Source organism: Mesorhizobium sp. M4B.F.Ca.ET.143.01.1.1, assembly GCF_004792275.1.
GTDB classification, from domain to species: Bacteria; Pseudomonadota; Alphaproteobacteria; order Rhizobiales; family Rhizobiaceae; genus Mesorhizobium; species Mesorhizobium abyssinicae.
On record NZ_SRSR01000006.1, the window covers coordinates 129,529 to 150,688 of the forward strand.

Annotated in this window: 17 protein-coding genes and 1 pseudogene; 12 read left to right on the forward strand and 6 right to left on the reverse strand. The window is 66.2% G+C overall.

The window, feature by feature from the left end:
* Nucleotides 1-126 precede the first annotated feature (126 nt).
* Nucleotides 127-789: a YggS family pyridoxal phosphate-dependent enzyme gene (locus EN786_RS16550; RefSeq protein ID WP_127283045.1), complete on the forward strand. Its 663-nt coding sequence runs from the start codon at nt 127-129 to the stop codon at nt 787-789.
* A gap of 162 nt (nt 790-951) precedes the next feature.
* Nucleotides 952-2,001 carry an aldo/keto reductase gene (locus EN786_RS16555; protein ID WP_127309052.1) on the forward strand — a complete coding sequence of 350 codons (1,050 nt, stop codon included), beginning with the start codon at nt 952-954 and terminating at the stop codon, nt 1,999-2,001.
* Nucleotides 2,002-2,055: 54 nt separating this feature from the next.
* Here the strand turns inward: EN786_RS16555 and EN786_RS16560 are convergent, their stop codons facing one another.
* Nucleotides 2,056-2,961: a LysR family transcriptional regulator gene (locus EN786_RS16560; RefSeq protein ID WP_127309051.1), complete on the reverse strand. Its 906-nt coding sequence runs from the start codon at nt 2,959-2,961 to the stop codon at nt 2,056-2,058.
* 122 nt (nt 2,962-3,083) lie between these two features.
* Here EN786_RS16560 and EN786_RS16565 point away from each other — a divergent pair, with 122 nt between their 5' ends.
* Both EN786_RS16565 and EN786_RS16570 read left to right on the forward strand, forming a co-directional pair.
* The gene (locus tag EN786_RS16565) at nt 3,084-4,265 is read left to right on the forward strand and encodes an MFS transporter (protein ID WP_127283058.1); all 1,182 of its coding nucleotides are present in this window, start codon (nt 3,084-3,086) and stop codon (nt 4,263-4,265) included.
* A gap of 37 nt (nt 4,266-4,302) precedes the next feature.
* Nucleotides 4,303-5,337 (forward strand): aldo/keto reductase, encoded by a 1,035-nt coding sequence (locus EN786_RS16570; protein ID WP_135908666.1) that lies wholly within the window; start codon nt 4,303-4,305, stop codon nt 5,335-5,337.
* A 182-nt stretch (nt 5,338-5,519) separates the two neighbouring features.
* Here the strand turns inward: EN786_RS16570 and EN786_RS16575 are convergent, their stop codons facing one another.
* Nucleotides 5,520-5,792, reverse strand: a complete 273-nt coding sequence (locus tag EN786_RS16575) for an aspartate-semialdehyde dehydrogenase (protein WP_127283041.1) — start codon at nt 5,790-5,792, stop codon at nt 5,520-5,522.
* A gap of 303 nt (nt 5,793-6,095) precedes the next feature.
* Between EN786_RS16575 and acs the strand changes: the two genes are divergently transcribed.
* Together acs and EN786_RS16585 are read left to right on the forward strand one after the other, a co-directional pair.
* Complete coding sequence (gene acs, locus EN786_RS16580) at nt 6,096-8,051, forward strand: acetate--CoA ligase (RefSeq protein ID WP_135908668.1); 1,956 nt, start codon at nt 6,096-6,098, stop codon at nt 8,049-8,051.
* The gene (locus EN786_RS16585) at nt 8,051-8,800 is read left to right on the forward strand and encodes an MOSC domain-containing protein (RefSeq protein ID WP_127310059.1); all 750 of its coding nucleotides are present in this window, start codon (nt 8,051-8,053) and stop codon (nt 8,798-8,800) included. The genes acs and EN786_RS16585 overlap by 1 nt, the downstream gene beginning before the upstream one ends.
* Nucleotides 8,801-9,112: 312 nt before the next feature.
* Here EN786_RS16585 and EN786_RS16590 read toward each other — a convergent pair whose 3' ends face one another.
* Both EN786_RS16590 and EN786_RS16595 read right to left on the reverse strand, forming a co-directional pair.
* Complete coding sequence (locus tag EN786_RS16590; RefSeq protein WP_127310060.1) at nt 9,113-10,525, reverse strand: pilus assembly protein; 1,413 nt, start codon at nt 10,523-10,525, stop codon at nt 9,113-9,115.
* Between the two features lie 410 nt (nt 10,526-10,935).
* Nucleotides 10,936-11,805 carry a transglutaminase family protein gene (locus EN786_RS16595; protein ID WP_127310069.1) on the reverse strand — a complete coding sequence of 290 codons (870 nt, stop codon included), beginning with the start codon at nt 11,803-11,805 and terminating at the stop codon, nt 10,936-10,938.
* 252 nt (nt 11,806-12,057) lie between these two features.
* Between EN786_RS16595 and EN786_RS16600 the strand changes: the two genes are divergently transcribed.
* Nucleotides 12,058-12,723 (forward strand): HAD-IA family hydrolase, encoded by a 666-nt coding sequence (locus tag EN786_RS16600; protein ID WP_135908670.1) that lies wholly within the window; start codon nt 12,058-12,060, stop codon nt 12,721-12,723.
* Nucleotides 12,724-12,775: 52 nt separating this feature from the next.
* Here EN786_RS16600 and EN786_RS16605 read toward each other — a convergent pair whose 3' ends face one another.
* A complete protein-coding gene (locus EN786_RS16605; protein WP_127310062.1) occupies nt 12,776-12,997 on the reverse strand; it encodes a DUF1674 domain-containing protein in 222 nt (73 codons plus the stop codon).
* Between the two features lie 102 nt (nt 12,998-13,099).
* Here EN786_RS16605 and htpX point away from each other — a divergent pair, with 102 nt between their 5' ends.
* Together htpX and EN786_RS16615 are read left to right on the forward strand one after the other, a co-directional pair.
* Nucleotides 13,100-14,119 carry a zinc metalloprotease HtpX gene (htpX, locus tag EN786_RS16610; protein WP_127310063.1) on the forward strand — a complete coding sequence of 340 codons (1,020 nt, stop codon included), beginning with the start codon at nt 13,100-13,102 and terminating at the stop codon, nt 14,117-14,119.
* Nucleotides 14,116-15,492 (forward strand): RsmB/NOP family class I SAM-dependent RNA methyltransferase, encoded by a 1,377-nt coding sequence (locus EN786_RS16615; protein ID WP_245478246.1) that lies wholly within the window; start codon nt 14,116-14,118, stop codon nt 15,490-15,492. Before htpX ends, EN786_RS16615 begins: the two co-directional genes overlap by 4 nt.
* A gap of 147 nt (nt 15,493-15,639) precedes the next feature.
* On the opposite strand, the pseudogene EN786_RS16620 reads toward EN786_RS16615, so the two are convergent.
* Nucleotides 15,640-16,550: pseudogene (locus EN786_RS16620) on the reverse strand (phytanoyl-CoA dioxygenase family protein).
* Between the two features lie 94 nt (nt 16,551-16,644).
* On the opposite strand from EN786_RS16620, the gene EN786_RS16625 reads away from it, so the two are divergent.
* From EN786_RS16625 to purH, 3 genes are all read left to right on the forward strand, one after another.
* Nucleotides 16,645-17,481, forward strand: a complete 837-nt coding sequence (locus tag EN786_RS16625) for an AraC family transcriptional regulator (RefSeq protein WP_127310070.1) — start codon at nt 16,645-16,647, stop codon at nt 17,479-17,481.
* 158 nt (nt 17,482-17,639) lie between these two features.
* Nucleotides 17,640-19,364: a heparinase II/III family protein gene (locus tag EN786_RS16630; protein WP_127310065.1), complete on the forward strand. Its 1,725-nt coding sequence runs from the start codon at nt 17,640-17,642 to the stop codon at nt 19,362-19,364.
* Nucleotides 19,365-19,469: 105 nt separating this feature from the next.
* A complete protein-coding gene (gene purH / locus EN786_RS16635; protein ID WP_127310066.1) occupies nt 19,470-21,086 on the forward strand; it encodes a bifunctional phosphoribosylaminoimidazolecarboxamide formyltransferase/IMP cyclohydrolase in 1,617 nt (538 codons plus the stop codon).
* Nucleotides 21,087-21,160: the final 74 nt, after the last annotated feature.

Consider the following 21,160-nt stretch of genomic DNA (forward strand, 5'->3'; position numbering starts at 1 on the left):
CTGGCACGAACCGCGGGGCAATGCCCGGCGGCCCAGGAAAATGTCGTCGCGGTGTTCACCATGGATTGCCGGACCCGTCAACTGCGGCGAGCCGGCGAGGACCAAAACTACAGGCAGGATATGGGCATGACGAGCGCCGTCGAACAGCTTTTTGCCGTCAAGGCAAGGATTACCGCCGCCGAGCGCGAGGCCGGCCGCAACCAAGGCGCGGTCACGCTGGTGGCGGTGTCGAAGACCTTCGAGGCCGCATCGATCAGCCCGGTCATCGACGCCGGCCAGCGCGCCTTCGGGGAGAACCGCGTGCAGGAGGCGCAAGGCAAATGGCCGGCGCTGAAGCATCAATTTCCCGGCATCGAATTGCATCTGATCGGTCCGCTGCAGTCGAACAAGGCCAAGGAAGCGGTCGCGCTGTTCGACGTCATTGAGACCGTGGACCGCGAGAAGATCGCCGCCGAACTTGCCAAGGAGATCGCACGGCAGGGCCGGAAGCCAAAACTCTACGTTCAGGTCAACACCGGCTCGGAGCCCCAAAAGGCCGGCATCGAGCCGCGCGAGGCGGTCGCCTTCGTCAGGCGCTGCCAAGAGGTGCACGGCCTCGCCATCGAAGGCCTGATGTGCATCCCGCCCGCTGATGAGAACCCCGGCCCGCACTTCGCGCTGCTGGAGAAGCTCGGCAAGGAGGCCGGCGTCGCGAAGCTCTCGATGGGCATGTCCGGCGACTACGAGACGGCCATCGCCTTCGGCGCGACCGGCGTCAGGGTCGGCTCGGCGATCTTCGGCAGCCGATAGCTGGGCGATGAATCTTGCCGCAAAGCCTTGCCAGGCCTAGCGGTGGCAGCCCGACGGTTCTCTTGAGCCAGTTGCCCCGCCTTGCTTGCTCCAGCGCTTGAAACGGAACGTACCGTTCCTATTTGCTCGGCGTCGTTCCCATTCCTCCCTGGAGCTCCCAACATGCGCTACAATCAACTCGGAAACACCGGGCTGTTCGTCTCCGAACTTTGCCTCGGCACCATGACCTTCGGCGCCGCCGGCGAGAACGCCCAATGGGGCCTGATCGCCAGCCTCGACCAGAAAGGCGTCAACGAGATCGTCGGCCGCTCGATTGCCGCCGGCGTCAACTTCTTCGACACGGCCGACGTCTACTCCTTCGGCGCCTCCGAAAGACTGCTCGGCCAGTCGCTCCGCGATCTCGGCGTCAAGAGGTCGGACGTCATCATCGCCACCAAGGTGCATGGCGTCATGGGCGAGGGCCCGAACCAGCGCGGCTCCTCCCGCGGCCACATCATGGATTCGGTCGAGGCCAGCCTCGAACGGCTGCAGCTCGATCACATCGACCTCTACCAGCTGCACGGCACCGACACGGTGAGCCCGATCGACGAGACGCTGCGGGCGCTCGACGATCTCGTGTCCAGCGGCAAGGTGCGTTACGTCGGCGTCTCGAACTGGCAGGCCTGGCGCATCGCCAAGGCGCTGGGCATTGCCGAGCGCAAGGGATTTGCCCGCTTCGAGACCGTGCAGTCCTACTATTCGATCGCCGGCCGCGACCTCGAACGCGAGATCGTGCCGCTGCTCAATGAGGAGAAGCTCGGCCTGATGGTCTGGTCACCCATGGCCGGCGGGCTGCTCTCCGGCAAATACGGTCCGGGCGCGCCCGGCAATGGCGAGGGCCGCCGCGCCTCCTTCAACTTCCCGCCGGTCAACGAGGATCGCGCCTGGGCGGCGGTCGCCGTCATGCGCGAGATCGCCAGGAAGCACGATGTCAGCGTTGCCACGGTGGCGCTCGGCTACGTGCTGGCCAAGCCCTTCGTCATGAGCGTCATCATCGGCGCCAGCCGCATGGACCAGCTCGAGCAGAACCTTGCCGCCACCGCGCTGAAGCTCGACGCCGAGGATCTCGCCAGGCTGGACGAGGTCAGCGCGCTGCCCTCCGAATATCCCGGCTGGATGCTGGACCGGAAGGGCGCGGGCCGGCGCCCGGCGCCGTTCGTGCCGAAGGCCTAGTTCGTCCGCTTCGTCTGAGCAGCCGCGCGTCCCTCGGGCGCGCGGCTTCCTCGTTCAGAGCCGCACCGTTTCGACCAGAAAATCGAGAAAGGCACGCACCCTGGCCGGCAGGTGCTTGCCCTGGCCGACATAGACGGCGTGGGTCATTTCCTCGTCGCCGGGATTGAAATCCTCGAGCAACGGCACCAGCCGGCCGGCGGCGATGTCGGGCTCGACATGCCAGCGCGCCAGCCGGGCGATGCCCGCGCCGGCAAGCGCCATCAGCCGCATCGCCTCGCCGTCGCTGACCTGGGCACTGCCCGTGATTGGGACCACGGTGGCACGGCCGGCCCTGTCGGCAAACGGCCAGCCGTCGATATGGCGCGCGAAGCGGAAGCCCATGCGGTTGTGGCGATCGAGATCGGCCGGCGTGCGCGGCGTGCCGCGCGCATCGAGGTAGGAAGGTGCCGCAACCACCACCACGCCGCTCTGCCCGAGCTTGCGTGCCACCAGCCGTGATTCGCCGAGCGGCCCGGCGCGGATGGCGACATCGGCGCGCTCCTCCATCAGGTCGATGACATGGTCGGTCAGGACGACGTCGACCGAGATTTCGGGATAGCGCTCCAGGAAGCTCGGCAAAAGCGGGATCAGCCGGTGCTGGCCGAACGGCACATAGGAGTTGATCCTGAGCAGGCCGCGCGGCGCGGCACCCGCTGCTGCCTCGCGCTCGGCCGCCGCCATGTCGGCCAGGATGCGCACGCCGCTGTCGTGGAAGGCGGCCCCCTCCGGCGTGAGCTGCAGCCTGCGCGTCGGACGGCTGACCAGGCGGGCGCCGAGCCGCGCCTCCAGCCGCGCGATCAGCTTGCTCACCGCCGACGGCGTCATGCGCAGCGCCCTCGCCGCCGCCGAAAAGCTGCCAGCCTCGACGACGCGGACAAACACCTCGATCTCGCCGGAGCGGTTTATCTCTGATCTCGCCATCTATGAATCTATTTCACAATCGATGTGCCTCGGGCAAGTCTGGTTCACAGACGGCAGCAACACGATCTTCCGAGCCGGGACGCGGGGAAGTGCGTCCCGGCACCATCAACGGGACGATCACCATGCCTCTTGCTCTCTATGCCCTTGCCGCCGGCGCCTTTGGCATCGGCGTCACCGAATTCGTCATCATGGGTCTTTTGCTCGATGTCAGCAGCGACCTCGGAGTCTCGATCCCGGCCGCCGGCCAGCTGATCTCCGGCTATGCGCTGGGCGTCGTTATCGGCGCGCCGCTGCTCACCATCGCCACCGGCCGCTGGCCGCGCAAGACCGTGCTCCTGGCGCTGATGGCGATCTTCACCCTTGGCAATCTGGCCTGCGCGCTCGCTCCCGATTACTGGACGCTCATGGGCGCCCGCGTGCTCACCGCCTTTGCCCACGGCACCTTCTTCGGCGTCGGCTCGGTCGTGGCAACCGGGCTGGTCGCGCCCAACAGGAAAGCCTCGGCGATCGCGCTGATGTTCACCGGGCTGACCGTCGCCAATATCCTCGGCGTTCCCTTCGGCACCTGGCTCGGCCAGGCCTTCGGCTGGCGCGCCACCTTCTGGGCGGTGACGCTGGTTGGCATCGCGGCCTTCGCGGTCATCTTGGCCCTGGTGCCGCGCGACCAGCCAGAGCCCCAGAAGAGCAATCTGCGCGCCGATCTCGCGGTGCTCGGCCGCGCACCCGTCCTGCTCGGCTTCGCCACCACCGTGCTTGGCTATGCCGGCGTCTTTGCCGTCTTCACCTACATCGCTCCGATGCTGACCGAAATCAGCGGCTTTCCGGAAGCGGCGGTGTCGCCGATCCTGCTGGTCTTCGGCGGCGGCCTCATCGCCGGCAACCTGGTCGGCGGCAAGGCCGCCGACCGCTGGCTGGTACCGTCCGTGCTTGGCAGCTTGATCGTGCTGGCGCTGGTACTTGGCCTGATGACGTTCGCCCTGCAGAGCCAGGTGCTGGCGGTCATGTTTGTCGGCCTGCTCGGCGCCGCTGCCTTCTCCACCGTGGCGCCGCTGCAGATGTGGGTGCTGGAAAAGGCCGAAGGCGCCGGGCAGAGCCTCGCCTCCTCCTTCAACATCGCCGCCTTCAACCTCGGCAATGCGGCCGGCGCCTGGCTGGGCGGCGCGGTCATCTCCCACGGTCCGGGCCTCGGCGCAGTGACCTGGGTTGCCGCCCTGCTGCCGCTTTCGGCACTCGGCGTCACGGCACTGGCGCTGCGCCTCGATCGCACCACGACATTAGGCGAGCCGGCATCCGCCCGCTCGTAACAACCCGACAACCCCTTCGACACCACAGGAGCAAAAAATGGACTATCGACGTCTTGGCGCCTCGGGCCTGAAGGTTCCGGCGCTCTCGTTCGGGGCCGGCACCTTTGGCGGCTCCGGCCCGCTGTTCGGCGCCTGGGGCAACAGCGATGCGCAGGAGGCGCGCCGGCTGGTCGACATCTGCCTCGAGGCCGGCGTCAACCTCTTCGACACCGCCGATGTCTATTCGAACGGCGCTTCGGAAGAGGTGCTGGGCGCGGCGATCAAGGGCCGCCGCGACGCCGTGCTGATCTCGACCAAGACATCGCTGCCGATGGGCGACGGGCCAGACGACTACGGCTCCTCGCGCTCGCGTCTGATCAAGGCGGTGGAGGACGGGCTCAGGCGTCTCGGCACCGACTATATCGACCTCTTGCAATTGCACGCCTTCGATGCCGGCACGCCGATTGAGGAGGTGCTGTCGACGCTGGACGACCTCGTGCGCGCCGGCAAGCTGCGCTATGTCGGCGTCTCCAATTTTTCCGGTTGGCAGGTGATGAAGTCGCTCGGTCTGGCGGAGCAGCACGGCTATGCGCGCTACGCCGCGCATCAGGTCTACTATTCGCTTCTCGGCCGCGACTATGAATGGGAGCTGATGCCGCTCGGCCTCGACCAGGGCGTCGGGGCGCTGGTGTGGAGCCCGCTCGGCTGGGGCCGGCTGACCGGCAAGATCCGCCGCGGGCAGCCCCTGCCGGAAAGGAGCCGGCTGCACGACACGGCGAGCTTCGGCCCGCCGGTCGAGGACGAGCATCTCTACAAGGTTGTCGATGCGCTTGAGGCTGTCGCCGCCGAGACCGGCAGGACCGTGCCGCAGATCGCCATCAACTGGCTCCTGCAGCGGCCGACCGTCTCCTCCGTCATCATCGGCGCCCGCAACGAGGAGCAGTTGCGCCAGAACCTCGGCGCCGTCGGCTGGGCGTTGACGCCGGAGCAGATAAAGCAGCTCGACACGGCAAGCGAAGTCACCGCGCCCTACCCGTATTTTCCCTATCGCCGCCAGGAAGGTTTCGCCCGGCTCAATCCGCCGGCGGTGTGAGGGCTGGCGCCGCCTAATCTCCCCCCTCGAAGGGGAGATGTCGCCAAAGGCGACAGAGGGGGTCGCCGCGCGTGAAGCGCCGACTTGATCTTCACGGTTCCGCAAGGGCGTCGCGCTCTATGTGAGACGACCCCCTCTGGCCGCTTTGCGGCCATTTCCCCCCCCAAGGGGGGAGATTAGCCTCAATGCAGCACGAACTCTCCATCCACCTTGCGCCACTCGTTCGGCGCGATCAGCGTCTGGTGCGTGTAGGTCACCGAATGCAGCGGCCCGTCGAGCTTGGCCTTCCAGAACTCGATGAAGCGGATCAGCACCGGAAACTTCGGCGCGATGTCGTAGTCCTGCCAGATGTAGCTCTGCAAGAGATGCGGATGGTCGGGGAAATGATAGAGAATCTTGGCCGTGGTCAGCCCATACCCCTTTAGCATCAGATCGATTTCGGAATGATCATACATTGCAGCCCCCTGCGACGATCTCCTTTCCTCCCAATGTCGGATTCTGCGCTCAGTTGCTTAACTGTCTATTGATTTTTTCTGATCGCATCGGCCTTTTCCTTCGCCAAAACATGCAGTTAGCAGCGATGGGCGGAGAGTGCTGACAGGGTGTTGCGATGCCCCTGCGTCATCCCGCCGCGCGAATCCAACGTCTAATATTGCCGTCGGCACGGAACTGTTAATAATGCGCCCGAATTCGCGGCCGCGTCGCCGCGTCGCCGCCGGCGCTTCAAGCCGACGGAACAGTCCGGGAGGAAGCGAAGAATGTCCGAGGTTCACGTCCATCGGGTGCAGCCGGCGTGGAAGAAGAACGCGCTGATCGACAACGATACCTATCTCAAATGGTACGCCGACAGCATCAAGAGCCCGGACAAGTTCTGGGGCAAGCACGGCAAGCGCATCGACTGGTTCAAGCCTTTCAGCAAGGTCAAGAACACCTCGTTCGACGGCAAGGTCTCGATCAAATGGTTCGAGGACGGCGAGACTAACGTGTCCTGGAACTGCATCGACCGCCACCTGAAGAAGCGCGGCGACCAGACCGCCATCATCTGGGAAGGCGACAATCCCTATGACGACAGGAAGGTCACCTACAACGAGCTCTACGTGCATGTCTGCCGCTTCGCCAATGTGCTGAAGAAGCACGGCGTCAAGAAGGGCGACCGCGTCACCATCTACATGCCGATGATCCCGGAAGCAGCCTATGCGATGCTGGCCTGCACGCGGATCGGCGCCATCCATTCGGTCGTCTTCGGCGGCTTCTCGCCGGACGCGCTGGCCGGCCGCATCGACGACTGCAAGTCGACCATCGTCATCACCGCTGACGAGGGCCTGCGCGGCGGCAAGCATGTGCCGTTGAAGGAAAACACCGACAAGGCGATCGAGATCGCCGCTAGGGCCGGCACCGCGGTCGACAAGGTGGTGGTGGTGCGCCGCACCGGCGGCAAGGTCGGCTGGGCGCCGGGGCGCGACGTCTGGTACCACGAGGAAGCCGCCACCGTTAAGGCCGACTGCAAGCCGGAGAGGATGAAGGCCGAGGATCCGCTGTTCATCCTCTACACCTCCGGCTCGACCGGCAAGCCGAAGGGCGTGTTGCACACCACCGCCGGCTATCTCGTCTACGCCTCGATGACGCACCAATATGTCTTCGACTACCACGACGGCGACATCTACTGGTGCACAGCCGATGTCGGCTGGGTCACCGGCCACAGCTACATCGTCTACGGCCCTCTCGCCAACGGCGCCACCACGCTGATGTTCGAGGGCGTGCCGAACTACCCCTCGCAGTCGCGCTTCTGGGAAGTCATCGACAAGCACAAGGTCAACATCTTCTACACCGCGCCGACGGCGCTGCGCGCGCTGATGGGCGCCGGCGACAGCCATGTGACGAAGACCTCGCGCAAGTCGTTGCGCGTGCTGGGCTCGGTCGGCGAGCCGATCAATCCGGAAGCCTGGGAGTGGTATTTCAACGTCGTCGGCAACGGCAAGGTGCCGATCGTCGACACCTGGTGGCAGACCGAGACCGGCGGCATCCTGATCACGCCGCTGCCCGGCGCGACCAACCTCAAGGCCGGCTCGGCGACGCGGCCCTTCTTCGGCATCCAGCCGCAACTGGTCGACGGCGACGGCAAGGTGCTCGAGGGCGCCGCCGACGGCAATCTCTGCATCACCGATTCCTGGCCCGGCCAGATGCGCACCGTCTATGGCGACCACGACCGTTTCGTGCAGACCTATTTCTCGACCTACAAGGGCAAGTACTTCACCGGCGACGGCTGCCGCCGCGACGCCGACGGCTATTACTGGATCACCGGCCGCGTCGACGACGTCCTCAACGTCTCCGGCCACCGCATGGGCACCGCCGAGGTCGAATCGGCGCTGGTCAGCCATGACAAGGTCTCCGAGGCCGCGGTCGTCGGCTATCCGCACGATATCAAGGGCCAGGGCATCTACTGCTATGTCACGCTGATGGCCGGCGAGACGCCGAGCGACGGCCTGCGCAAGGAATTGGTCGACCATGTCCGCAAGGAGATCGGCGCCATCGCCACGCCCGACAAGCTCCAGTTCGCGCCGGGCCTGCCGAAGACCCGCTCGGGCAAGATCATGCGCCGCATCCTGCGCAAGATCGCCGAGGACGATTTCGGCGCGCTCGGCGACACCTCGACGCTGGCCGATCCGGCCGTCGTCGACGACCTCGTCGCCAACCGGCAGAACAAGAAGAGCTGATGGCCGACGCCGCGGCCCTGGGCACGGTCAGCCAGCTCTGGCGCTATCCGGCAAGCTCGCTCGCCGGTGAGCGCCAGGACGCGATCGAGGTCGGGAGCCGCACCGTCGACGGCGACCGCCTGTTCGGCCTCGTCGATGCGACAAACGGTGAGATCGCGCGCCCGGACCGCGAGGCGAAATGGCACAAGGTGCCGTTGATCCGCACCCGGCTGTCGAAGGCCCGCGAGCTGGAAGTCGCCGTTCCCGGCGGCGGCTGGCTGGCGGCGCCCGGGGCCGAAAGCGACCGCGCCGTGTCGGCCTTCCTCGGCTTCGAAGCCTCGATCCGGCCGTTCGGCCAGGAAAACGCCGCGCCCTCCTATGCCGGCCCGCTGACCGAGGCGCGCTATGCCAAGGCGCCGATCCATCTGCTGACCACCGCCTCGCTGGCGCGGCTGAAGGCGCTGCATCCGGAAGGGGCGGCCGACCCACGCCGCTTCCGCCCGAACATCGTCGTCGACATGGAACCGGTCGAGGGCTCGTTTCCCGAAACCGAATGGATCGGCCGCAAGCTGGCCGTCGGCGACCTGCTGCTGACCGTCTCGGAGCCGTGCCGGCGCTGCGGCTTCACAATCATCGCCCAGGACGGCTTCGACAGCGATCCCGGCATCCTGCGCAATCTGGTGCGCCACAACGCCCACAATCTCGGCGTCTACTGCACTGTCGACCGGCCGGCGCGGGTCGAGATCGGCGCGCCGATGCGCTTCGTCTGACCAAGGCGCCGCGCACCGTTTTAGTCTGCCCCTTGTCTTTTGCTGCAACGCACCCCATCATGAAGGTGTGTTCAACAGATCGAAAGGAGGTGATCCGATGTCGAGTGATTTCGTTTTCCAGAACGTGGCCTCAGCGGATTGCACTTTCGGGAAGCAGTCTTCCCGTTAAGGCGCGAGAAGCGCGGCAGGTGATGCGATGGCATCACCGCCAGAGACCGCGCCATGGACGGAAACACGGAAGGCCGCCGGCTTCGTCAAGAAGCGGCGGCCTTTTCCGTTTGTGGGAGTTGCGCAGGCTCGCCGGGGAACGCCTCAGCGATTGATTGTGAGCTTCTCGATATTCTTGGTGATCTTGCCGAAGGCTTCGGCCAGTTCCGGACCGTTCGCCGCCTCATAATAGTGCTTGAGCGACGACGTATCCGCCGTGGCGCAATCCTTGAGCAAGGTCTTTGCCTGGTTGCGCTCCGTCGTCGTCATCGACGGATCGTTGAGATCGAAGCCGATGGTGAAGATCTCGATGCCGTCGCGCTTCATGTTGGAGCAGATGCTTTCGGCGTTGCCGCGCGACATCTGGTCGGCGTCCTGTGATTTCGGCGCGCCGCGTGCTCCGGCGAAGGCGGTGTTGAATTGGCCGTCCGTCATCAGGATGGCGATCTTGGCCACCTTCCTGCTGTCGAAATTGGCGGGACCGGCACCGAGGCCGGCATCGGCGATGGCGGAGCGCCACGCCGGGGAGAGCATGTAGTAGCCCCACTGCGCGGCGATCCCGCCGGCGGTGACGCCCGCGGCGCTGAAATGATCGATGGCGGTGAGCAGCTTTCCTTCATCGGCCGTCAGCGGAACGAGGGCCGCCGAAGGGCATACTTTCATGCGGTAGTCGCGGTTGACCTTGGCCTGGTAGGTCTTGCCCTTGTTGTCGAGACGCAGCGTGTAGGGTCCGTCGGGCGAATAGTCGGCATAGCCGTCCTTGTCCTTGCGCTCGGTCGCGCATTTGTCCGGCGCCGACGTCGCCGAAGCCGAGACAGGCGCATCGATCGGCGGCGGAACCTTGGGGCCATTCGTCGTCTCGACGAACACGGTGCCGGCCAGGCCGCCTGTGTTGACGGCCTCGGCATAGGGGACGATCGATACGCGCACACGCGGATTGCTGGGGTCGCGGTTCTGGCCGAGCAGATCGCTGACGGCGTCCGAAGCGGCGGCCTGCAGGTCGCCGATCTTGTTGGTCTTGGCGCGCTTGTCGGGAGCCATCGAACCGGTGACGTCGAGCATCATCGCCACTTCGATCGTCTTGTCGGAATAGAGCGCCGTGGTCGAGACCGCGACGCGCTTGGTGTCGCCCATGCTAAACAGCGGGAAGTAGAAGGCGACATCGACATGCACGTCCGCCCGGACGGTCTTTGCGGTCTTGTCGACCGTCAGCCTGTCGAGAACGATCTGATCGGCCTCCAGGATGCCGGCCGCGCTGTTGGCGTCGAGAAACGCCTGCACCGACTTGTTCGCATCGGCTTCCTTGATGACGCCGGTGGTCAGATCCCGCGCCGTCGAGGTGACCGCTGCGTCGACCACGCCCTGCAGGCTCGACTGGGCATTATAGAGCTGGGCGATGTTGACGCCGAAGCCAACGCCGAGCGCCAGCACCGACGCGGCAAAGCCGAACAGGATGGCGAAGTTTCCGCCGCGATCCCTGGCAAAGCCGCCCTGAACAAGATCTGCAAAACGCCGCATCTTCCGCCTCCATTCGCTATCGGCCTCGAAGCCGTCTGACGGATGCGGTGCAGGAATCCGGCCGGTTGCCCCGTCACGCCGGATGGAATCCGGCGTCTTCTGGTCAAGCTCTTGTTTTTGCTTGCGTTCGAAGCGAGGCAAGGTGAACGGCCGGTAAACAAAACGCCGCAGGCGCGCCGTCGTTTAGGAAGCGCTTACCATGATCGGCCTTGGCGCCGCCGAGCCGCGGAACGCGGTCCCAGTCCGGCACAGGCGCGCTGTGCCGAAGCGGATCATGGCGTTTGGGCGATCAGGCAGTCGCGGGGGGGCGACCAGGGTTGTTCATCGTTTCATGACAACGCTGACCACCCTGTCTCTTGTTTTGACGCAATTGCTGACGGGAACCGGGCCACACTTTTCCTGGAATTGCTCTACGCCAGCATGCGCGCGCTGGCCGTCCTGTCGAGACCGTGATGGGGCGGACTGAACAGATTGCGTTCCTGCTCATAGGTCCAGACCTTGAACAGGGTCAGCCGGTGCGGGCCGAAACTGTGCAGCAGCGGCACGTCGGTGGCGTCGCGGCCGCGCGCGATGACGATGCGACCGATCCTCGGAATGTTATGGCGGGGATCGAACGCGTACCATTTGCCGTCGAGGAAGACTTCGATCCAGGCCGAGAAATCCATCGGCGCCGGATCGACAGGCACGCCGATGTCGCCGAGATAGCCGTTCACATAGCGGGCCGGGATGTTCATGGCGCGGCAGAGCGTGATCGCCAGATGCGCGAAGTCGCGGCAGACGCCGACGCGCTCCTCATGCGCCTGCGCCGCCGTGCGGGTGGCGCGCGCATAGCCGTAGCCGAACGACAGCCGGCTGTGGACATAATCGACGATCGCCTGCGCCCGTGCCCAGCCCGGCGGCAGGTTCCCGAACAGCTGCCAGGCGAGATCGCTGAGATGATCGGTCTCGCAGTAGCGGCTGCCGAGCAGATAGACCAGCGCGTCGTCGGGCAGTTCCGCCACCGGCGTTTCCCCGGCCAGCGTGTTGACCTCGTCCGGCTCGCCGCTGTCCTCGACGACCGCGTCGTAGAGGATGCGAAAGCCGCCGGCGGGCGCGGTGAAGCGACGGCAGCTGTTGCCGTGGCGGTCGTGGTAGACCCTGGTCGGCACCGAAGGAGATGTCAGCACGCGCGTCTGCCGCTTGATGTCGGGCTGGCGCTCGCTGTGGATGTCGAGCAGTGAGATGATCGGCGTGGCTCCGGTGCATTCAATGGCGATTTCGTAGCCGAGCCGTATCAGCATCACGATTACCCCCTGCGGTCATTCTGGAAGACAGTCTTTTCAAACGCGGCAGGCCTGCCATGGTTCCGCTTGGAACGCTTTCAGGAACAGTGCGTAGTGGTCTTCCGTACGGAATTGCGCAAAACAGATATTGGAGCGGTTTGCACCGCTCCGGCGTGTCAAAAGGCAGCCTTGCGCCTTTCCACGGGCCGGCCATGAGGCTACGGTCGATCGCAGCTTAGTCCCTCCCGAAAACGACCTCCAGGATTTTAGATGTTTGCAGGCAGAAAATTCGCGGCCTTCCTGTTCGATATGGACGGCACGGTGATCAATTCCATTGCCGCGGCCGAAAGGGTGTGGACTGGCTGGGCTCAGCGCCAGGGCCTCGACGTGGCGGCCTTCCTGCCGACGATCCACGGCAAGCGGGCTGTCGAGACCATCGCCGGACTGATGCTTCCGGGCATCGATCCGGTGCTCGAGGCCGACGCGTTGCTGAAAGCCGAAGCGGCCGATCTCGAAGGCATCGTGCCGATCGCCGGCGCGGTGGCGTTTCTGAGCTCGCTGCCGCCGGAGCGCTGGGCGATCGCCACCTCGGCGCCGCGCGAACTGGCGCTGCTGCGCATGGAAGCGGCCGGCATTCCGGTTCCCGCCGTTATCGTCGCGGCGGAGGATGTGACACGCGGCAAGCCGGCGCCCGACTGCTTCCGGCTGGCGGCCGAAAAGCTCGGCTTCGATGCGCGCGACTGCCTCATCTTCGAAGACGCGCCGGCCGGCATCGCGGCGGCGGAAGCGGCGGGTGCCACGGTGATGGTGATCAGCGCCACGCACACGCACCCGCTCGCGACGCCGCACGCATCGATCGCTTCGTACGACGGGCTTGGCATCACCGTCGACGATCGGGGTGGGATTGAGTTGGCACCGTCTCGGGCCGCAGCCTAGGGGGCGTCGAGATTCAGGTCAGTGCGGCCTCACCTGAATATCGGCGCACCGGTCAAAAGTCGCTGGTGAGACCCTTCACCTCCCAGTCGCCGTAGCGGCCGGGTTCCTTGCCGCCGCGGCCGCCGATTTCCTTGGGCAGCGCGGCTTCCTTTTCGCGATATTTCCGGCGCCTCGCCTCAGCCTCGGCCAGCGCGCGGCTGGCCGCCGGCGTCAGGGTCTTTTGCGGCGCGTCGCTCGCCGGCGCGGCATCGGCTTTGCTGGTCTGGTCGGTCATGCGATAGTCCGGGCGCATTGAAACAGGGGCAGGTGTCTCCCATCATATAGCCATGAACTCGCAAGGATCGACCCCTTTCGCCATCACGGACGGATCTAGACGATGAACACCCTTCGCACAGCCATGCTTCTTGCCGCGATGACGGCGCTGTTCATGGGCGTCGGCTTCCTGATCGGCGGCTCCGGCGGCATGGTGATCGCGCTGCTGATCGCCGCCGGCATGAATCTGTTCAGCTACTGGAACGCCGATAAGATGGTGCTGTCGATGAATCGCGCCGTCGAGGTCGATGCGAAGAACGCGCCCGAGTTCTACGCCATCGTCGAGGCGTTGGCCAAGCAGGCCGGCCTGCCGATGCCGAAGACCTATCTGATCGACAATCCGCAGCCGAACGCCTTCGCCACCGGCCGCAATCCCGAGAATGCCGCCGTGGCCGCCTCCACCGGGCTGCTGGAACAGCTCTCGCATGAGGAAGTGGCGGCGGTGATGGCGCACGAGCTCGCCCATGTCCAGCACCGCGACACGCTGACCATGACCATCGTCGCGACGCTGGCCGGCGCCATCTCGATGCTCGGCAACTTCGCTTTCTTCTTCGGCGGCAACCGCGACAACAACAACCCGTTCGGCTTCGTCGGCGTGCTGGTGGCGATGCTGGTTGCGCCCTTCGCCGCCATGATCGTGCAGATGGCGGTGAGCCGCACCCGCGAATACGAGGCCGACCGGCGCGGTGCCGAAATCTGCGGAAATCCGCTCTGGCTGGCATCTGCCCTTGACAAGATCGCCCGCGGCGCCGAACGCATCCGCAACCCGGATGCCGAGCGCAATCCGGCAACGGCGCACCTCTTCATCATCAATCCCCTGCACGGCGAGCGCATGGACAGTCTTTTCTCCACCCATCCCAACACCGACAACCGCATCGCCGCCCTGCAGCAGATGGCGCGCGAGATGGGCGGCCGCGCAGCGCAGGCGCCACGCCAGGCGCCGACATCCGATCCGGCTGACGACGAGCGGACGCCAGGTCCATGGGACCAGGCCGCGCGGCCAGAGCAGCCGGCGCAACCCGCCAGGCCTAGGCCCAATCCTTGGGGCCGCAACCCGACCGGGCCCAAGGGTCCGTGGTCGTGAGCGGCGCCAAACCCCGGCAGCGCACCCCAGGCGATCGTGACGACAGGACCGAGGCAGTCGCGGGCCTCGCCGCGCGCAAGGCTGCGGCGCGCTTGCTTGCCGCGGTCATCGACGCGCGCACGCCGCTCGACGGCCTGACCGACCACGAAAACGGCCACCCGCAATATCGGGCGCTCGACATGCGCGACCGGGCGCTGGTGCGCGCCATACTGGTCACCGCGCTGCGCCACCGCATGACGATCGCCGGGCTGCTTTCCCGCCGGCTGGAAAAGCCGCTGCCGCAGAACGCCACCGCGCTGTCGCACATATTGCATGTGGCGGCGGCGCAGATCCTGTTCCTCGACATTCCCGACAGCGCCGCCGTCGACCTTGCCGTCACCCACGCCAAGTCCGATCCGCGCACGCTACGCTTTTCCGGCCTCGTCAACGGCGTGCTGCGCACGCTGGCGCGGGCCAAAGAGGCCGAACTCGCTCCCGCGCTGGCCGCCACCGAGGAGCCGCCGACCTGGTTTTCCGGCCGGCTGAGGGCGGCCTACGGCGCGGACAAAGCGAAAGCAATCCTTGCCGCGCATCGCCACGAGGCTCCCGTCGATTTCTCGGTCAAGTCCGATCCGGCGGTCTGGGCCGAGCGGCTCGGCGGCATCGTCCTGCCGACCGGCACGGTTCGGGTGGAAAGGCTCAGTGCCTCCGTCCCCGAACTTGCCGGCTTCGCCGAAGGCGCCTGGTGGGTGCAGGACGCCGCCGCCAGCCTTCCCGCCCGCCTGTTCGGTGACATCAATGGCCTGCGCGTCGCCGACCTCTGCGCCGCCCCGGGCGGCAAGACGGCGCAGCTCATCCTTGCCGGCGCGCGCGTGACCGCCGTCGACACCTCGAAGAACCGCCTGACGCGGCTGGCGCAAAATCTCAAACGCCTCGGCCTGGCCGCAGAGCTCGTGCAGACGGACCTGCTCGACTACCGGCCGGCGGAGCCGTTCGACGCCGTTCTTCTCGACGCCCCCTGCTCCTCGACCGGCACGGTCAGGCGGCATCCCGACGTGCCGTGGACCAAGACCATGGCCGATGTCGAAAAGCTCGCCGCGCTGCAGCGCAAGCTGCTCGACCGCGCCGTCGGCCTGGTCAGGCCCGGCGGGCGCATCGTCTTCTCCAACTGTTCGCTCGACCCGCTCGAAGGCGAGGAGCTTTACCGCGCTTTCCTCGCCGATACCGCCGATGTCGCCGACGATCCCATCCACCCCGGCGAGATCGCCGGCATCGATCCGTTCCTGACGCCGCAAGGCACGCTGCGCACCACACCAGCCGATCTGCCGCACGAATCGCCCGGACTGTCCGGTTTGGACGGCTTCTTCGCCGCCCGTATGCGGCGAGTGGCCTAGCGCCAAAGGCGGGCTGAGATTCAGCTCAGGCCGGGACGAAAATGGTGGCTTGCGAGAACCGGAGCGGAGCGTGCTTGAAGTAAGCGAGCACCGGAAGCGCAGGAAGCCGCCATTTGCAGGCTGGCCTCACCTGAATTCGGCGCGCCTTTAGAGCATGTCGTCGAGCGACCAATGCTTCCCCCACCGGGCATCGATCTCGTCATCGACGTTCTGATAGCGGATATCGGTGGAGAGCCGGATCCGCCCGGTCAGGCTTTGGTTGGTCGTCGAGGCATGGATCATGTAGGGCGAGTGGAGAACGACATCCCCCGCCTCGTAGTCCGCCATCAGCCAGCGCGTATCGAACCGTTCCGCCATATCGGGCAGGTCCTTCGACACCCAGCCGCCCTCGCCCATATTGCGATTGTAGGCGCTGATGCGCTCCCCGGCGCTGAGCCCGGCATTGTCCTTCATGAACTGCGCCTCCATGGCGGCGCGTGCGAGCCTTCGAGATAGACGAGTCCGCCCATGTCGACCGGGATGTCGCCAATAGGGATCCAGGCGGTGACGACGCGGCTGCTGCCGCCACGCAGATAGACGAGGTCGTAATGCGCCGGCGTGGCGACGGACGTGCCGGGCTGGGTGAAGCGCATGATCTTGCGCTTGTGGAGATAGGACACCCCACCCACGAACGCATCCATGAGGCGCGCCATCAGCGGCTGCGTGCAAAACCCCTCATAGGCGGTCGAGCGGACCAGCGACATCAGACGGCGATCGGCGAGCTGGCGGTCGAACGCGCCGACGGCCGCGATGCCGAGCGAAGGGTCGTGCCCGGGCATCACCAGACCGCTCTGGGCCAGATGCGACAGCACCCAGCCGCGGAAATCGATCACATCGCCGCGCGGCAGCAAGCCCTTCAGCCAGACATAACCTTGCCTGCCGAAGAGTTCGCGGATGGCCTCGATCCCGGCGCAAGCATCGGTGGGCATCAGATGCCCCAACCGGTTCGGAGCCGTCGACAGCGCCTTGCCGTTGGCCGTGAGCGCAACCGGTAAGACGATGCGGGCCGATCTTGACATTTCAATCATCCTCGACGGTTATCAGCTCCCGTGTATGTGCCTCGAACATGGCATTGCGGCCATGGACGGAACAGCAGAGCTGGACTTTTCGCTCATGCTCGATCGACATTTTGCGCTGTACAGATCGCCGCCGGTGGCCGCGGGCGGCCTGTCGGTGACCGGGGTCGGCCGCCATCGCGTCACGCAGGCAATCACCAGGCGCAGCCTGCCCGATTTTGCCCTGGTGCTGGTGGAGGAAGGGCGCGGCTGGCTTGAAACCAGGGCCGGCGGCAAGCAAGCGATCGAGGCGCCGTCCCTGTTCTGGCTGTTCCCAGGCAGGACGCATTCCTATGGGCCGGACGGATCGGGATGGCTTGAGCGCTGGGCGCTCTTCGAAGGCGCCCTGACCCGCGATTTCACGCGGCAGCGGCTGATGATCGAGGCGGCGCCGGTGGTCCCCTTGCGGGATCTTGGCGAGATGCAGCGCCTGTTTGACAGGCTGCATGCCGAACTGTCGCAGGATAGCGTGCTCAGCCGGTCGGAAGCCGCCGCGACCATGCACCAGATCGTCGTGCGGGCCGCCCGGCAAGCGGCGGGCTGGAGCGGCCGGGAGCCAGATCGCCAGGGCGCGGCCGACTTCCAGCATGTGATCGACGAATTGCGCAATCGCGCGGTCGGGCAAATCGACCTCGACGCCTTCGCCGCGGAATTCGGCGTCTCGCCGGCGACGCTGCGCCGCAAGGCCGCGCGGCTCACCGGCATGTCGCCCAAGGCATTTCAACTGCGCATCCGGCTCGATCTTGCCAAGCAAATGCTGGCCGCCTCGGATTCACCCATCGAATCAATCGCAGCCGCGGTTGGTTTCCACGACGCGTTTTATTTTTCCCGGCTGTTTCGGGATCGCGAAAATTGCTCCCCAAGCGAGTTCCGCGGCCGCCACAGGCGGAATTGAGCGCCGAGAACCGACGCGTCAATCGACGAGATGAACCGACTTTTTCAGGGAGGGCCGTGTCCCGATTGCGTGAACGGCCTCACTTCCGCGAAATGCGCCTTCGCATAAGTTCTTGAATCATATAAGCTTGTGCTTGGGCAGGGACATCAGGAGGGGCTTTGGCACTTGTTGCCGGAAACACGACGCGTCTATGGACGCTCGTCGCGAAGGAGTTCTGGCGCAAGACGCGCCGGCGTTTGCGCGCCGGTCCGGTCTACCGCTGGCGCTATTCCGGCCGCACGCCCGAACGCGTCCTGATCGCGCCGCCGGACCTGAGACTCGCCGATCCGCAGATCGCGCTTGAGATCTACTATGGCCGCTATCCGCTGTCCGGGCATCTGGTCGAGACCGGCGGCAAGTCCCCCTTCCAGATCGAGGTGCCCAATCGCGGCTGGCAAAAGACGTTGCACGGCTTTCGCTGGCTGCGCCATATGCGCGCGGCCGGCACCGAGCTCGCCGCCGCCAATGCCCGCGCCCTTGTCTCCGACTGGATCGCCATCCACGGCAACCAGATTTCCGGCATCGCCTGGGAGCCCGGCACCACCGCAAAGCGGGTGATTGCCTGGCTGCAGCATTCCTCCGTCGTGCTGCAGGGCGCCGAATTCCCCTTTTACCGCGCCTTCCTCAAATCGCTGGCCGTGCAGATCCGTTATCTCCGCTCGATGGCGCGGGCGATGCCCGAGGGCAAGGACAGGCTGCGCGCCCGTATCGCGCTCGCCTTCGCCGCTCTGTCGCTGCCGGCGCCGGCATCGGCGTTGCGCGGCGCCACCCGCAACCTCGCCGAGGAGCTCGACCGCCAGATCCTTCCCGACGGCGGCCATATCTCGCGCAACCCGATGACGGTCCTCGAGCTTCTTGCCGACCTTTTGCCGCTGCGCCAGACCTATGCCAACCAGGCCGAGACGCCGCCGCCGGCCTTGATGGGCGCCATCGACCGCATGCTGCCGGCATTGCGCTTCTTTCGCCATCAGGACGGCAGCCTCGCCCGCTTCAACGGCATGGGCGCGACCATTCATGACCGCATCGCCACCATCCTGCGCCACGACGACACCGTCGGCGCACCGCTGCTGCACGCGCCGCATTCCGGCTATGAACGGCTGTCGATGGGCGGCGTCACCGTCATAGCCGATACCGGCCTGCCGCCGCCGGTCGACGTCTCCAACGCCGCGCATGCCGGCTGCCTCGCCTTCGAGATGTCCTCCGGCCGCCAGCACTACATCGTCAATGCCGGCATCGACACCTATGGCGCCGCCGAGTTCCGGCCGCTGGCCCGCGCCACCGCCGCTCATTCGACCGCCACAATCAACGACACGTCCTCGGCGCGCTTCAGCCACTCGCTGCGCGTCAACGACCTGCTCGGCTCGCCCTTGATCGGCGGCCCGCAGCATGTGCCCTGCAAGCGCACCGATCAGAAGGGCAGCCAGGGTTTCCTTGCCCGTCACGATGGCTATGCCCAGCGCTTCGGCTTTCTGCACGAGCGCGAACTGAAGCTGTCGACCAATGGCAATGTGCTGGCGGGCCGGGACCGCTTCCTGCGCCCCGGGGGAGCGGCGATCCGCAACAATGGCCGCGACTTCGTCGCCGTCCGCTTCCACGTCCACCCCGACATCAACCTGCTGCAGGACGAGCATGACCGGCTGGTGCTCGCCGCCGACCAGGGCGACACCTGGGTGTTCACCTGCACCGAGGTGGTGCCCGAGGTGGAGGAATCGATCTATTTCGCCGGGCTCGGCGGCCCGCGCCGCAGCCGCCAGATCGTGGTTGCCTTCAAGGCCTCTGAGCTATCGGAGGTCCACTGGCAGCTGACGCGTACGACCATCGCCGGCTACCCGGAAAACAGCTGACGGCGCGCAACGGCGTGCGATGCCAACCGCACGGCGCTTGATTTCCTGACCTCATATGCTACGGCGCGGGCTGCTTCCAATCCAGCCTTGAAAGGCCGCCAGCCCATGGCCGTCGCCGCCAAGAACATTCCCGCGCCCGACCTGGTTCCCGTGCGCCGCGCGCTGCTGTCCGTCTTCGACAAGACCGGCCTGATCGACTTCGCCAGGGCGCTCGCCGCCGCCGGCGTCGAGCTGGTCTCGACCGGCGGCACCGCGAAAGCGATCGCCGATGCCGGCATGGCGGTGCGCGACGTCTCCGAACTGACGGGCTTTCCCGAGATCATGGACGGCCGCGTCAAGACGCTGCACCCCTCGGTGCATGGCGCGCTGCTCGGCGTGCGCGACGATCCCGAGCATGCCAAGGCGATGCACGACCATCACATCGAGCCGATCGACCTCGTCGTCTGCAACCTCTATCCGTTCGAGGAGGTGCGCCGCTCCGGCGCCGGCTACGCCTCGATCGTCGAGAACATCGACATCGGCGGACCGGCGATGATCCGCGCCTCGGCCAAGAACCACGCCTATGTCGCCATCGTCACCGATCCCGAGGACTATGCGGCGGTGCTCAACGCGCTGGAGATGAACATCGGCTCGCTGTCGCTGGATTTCCGCAAGAAGCTGGCGGCCAAGGCCTTCGCCCGCACCGCCAGCTACGACGCGGCGATCTCCGGCTGGTTCGCCGAAGCGCTGGAGATCGAGCATCCGACCTGGCGCGCCTTCGGCGGCCATCTCGATCAGGTGATGCGCTACGGCGAGAACCCGCACCAGAGCGCCGGCTTCTACCCCAACGGCGACAAGCGGCCGGGTGTCGCCACCGCGCGCCAGCTGCAGGGCAAGCAGCTCTCCTACAACAACATCAACGACACCGACGCCGCCTTCGAGCTGGTCGGCGAGTTCGATCCGGCCCGCGCCGCGGCCGTCGCCATCATCAAGCACGCCAATCCCTGCGGCGTCGCCGAAGGGACCTCGCTGAAGGCGGCCTACGCCAAGGCGCTCGCCTGCGATCCGGTCTCGGCTTTCGGCGGCATCGTCGCCGTGAACCGCACCCTCGACGCCGAAGCGGCCGAGGAGATCGTCAAGACCTTCACCGAGGTCATCATCGCGCCCGACGCTTCCGAGCAGGCGACCGCGATCGTCGCCGCCAAGAAGAACCTGCGCCTTCTGGTCACCGGCGGCTTGCCCGATCCCCGCGCCGCGGGCACTTTAGCGAAATCGGTCGCCGGCGGACTGCTCGTCCAGGGCCGCGACAATGCGGTGGTCGACGATCTCGAACTGAAGGTGGTGACCAGGCGGGCGCCGACGCCGGCCGAGATGGCCGACCTGAAGTTCGCCTTCCGCGTCGCCAAGCATGTAAAGTCGAACGCCATCGTCTATGTCAGGGACGGCGCCACGGTCGGCATCGGCGCCGGCCAGATGAGCCGCGTCGATTCCTCGCGCATCGCCGCCCGCAAGGCGCTCGACGCGGCGGAAGCCGCGGGGCTCGCGGAGCCGTTGACCAAGGGTTCCGTGGTCGCTTCAGACGCGTTCTTCCCTTTCGCCGACGGCTTGTTGTCGGCGATCGAAGCCGGCGCCACCGCCGTCATCCAACCGGGCGGCTCGATGCGCGACGACGACGTGATCGCCGCCGCCGACGCGCACGGCATCGCCATGGTGTTCACCGGCGTCAGGCATTTCCGACACTAGCTCCCGGCTGAGAGACGTTTGAGAATTCGCTCCGCTGAGTCGGATGGCGTGGTTTTCGAGAACCGGAGCGGAGC

Excerpts from the sequence above, each read along its gene's own strand:
- EN786_RS16560 (WP_127309051.1), bottom strand. The coding sequence starts at position 2,961 with ATGGCGAGATCAGAGATAAACCGCTCCGGCGAGATCGAGGTGTTTGTC.
- EN786_RS16565 (WP_127283058.1), top strand. The coding sequence starts at position 3,084 with ATGCCTCTTGCTCTCTATGCCCTTGCCGCCGGCGCCTTTGGCATCGGC.
- purH (WP_127310066.1), top strand. The coding sequence starts at position 19,470 with ATGGCCGTCGCCGCCAAGAACATTCCCGCGCCCGACCTGGTTCCCGTG.
- EN786_RS16595 (WP_127310069.1), bottom strand. The coding sequence starts at position 11,805 with ATGCTGATACGGCTCGGCTACGAAATCGCCATTGAATGCACCGGAGCC.
- EN786_RS16600 (WP_135908670.1), top strand. The coding sequence starts at position 12,058 with ATGTTTGCAGGCAGAAAATTCGCGGCCTTCCTGTTCGATATGGACGGC.
- EN786_RS16585 (WP_127310059.1), top strand. The coding sequence starts at position 8,051 with ATGGCCGACGCCGCGGCCCTGGGCACGGTCAGCCAGCTCTGGCGCTAT.
- EN786_RS16625 (WP_127310070.1), top strand. The coding sequence starts at position 16,645 with ATGCTCGATCGACATTTTGCGCTGTACAGATCGCCGCCGGTGGCCGCG.
- EN786_RS16590 (WP_127310060.1), bottom strand. The coding sequence starts at position 10,525 with ATGCGGCGTTTTGCAGATCTTGTTCAGGGCGGCTTTGCCAGGGATCGC.
- EN786_RS16555 (WP_127309052.1), top strand. The coding sequence starts at position 952 with ATGCGCTACAATCAACTCGGAAACACCGGGCTGTTCGTCTCCGAACTT.
- EN786_RS16550 (WP_127283045.1), top strand. The coding sequence starts at position 127 with ATGACGAGCGCCGTCGAACAGCTTTTTGCCGTCAAGGCAAGGATTACC.
- EN786_RS16575 (WP_127283041.1), bottom strand. The coding sequence starts at position 5,792 with ATGTATGATCATTCCGAAATCGATCTGATGCTAAAGGGGTATGGGCTG.
- acs (WP_135908668.1), top strand. The coding sequence starts at position 6,096 with ATGTCCGAGGTTCACGTCCATCGGGTGCAGCCGGCGTGGAAGAAGAAC.
- htpX (WP_127310063.1), top strand. The coding sequence starts at position 13,100 with ATGAACACCCTTCGCACAGCCATGCTTCTTGCCGCGATGACGGCGCTG.
- EN786_RS16570 (WP_135908666.1), top strand. The coding sequence starts at position 4,303 with ATGGACTATCGACGTCTTGGCGCCTCGGGCCTGAAGGTTCCGGCGCTC.
- EN786_RS16605 (WP_127310062.1), bottom strand. The coding sequence starts at position 12,997 with ATGACCGACCAGACCAGCAAAGCCGATGCCGCGCCGGCGAGCGACGCG.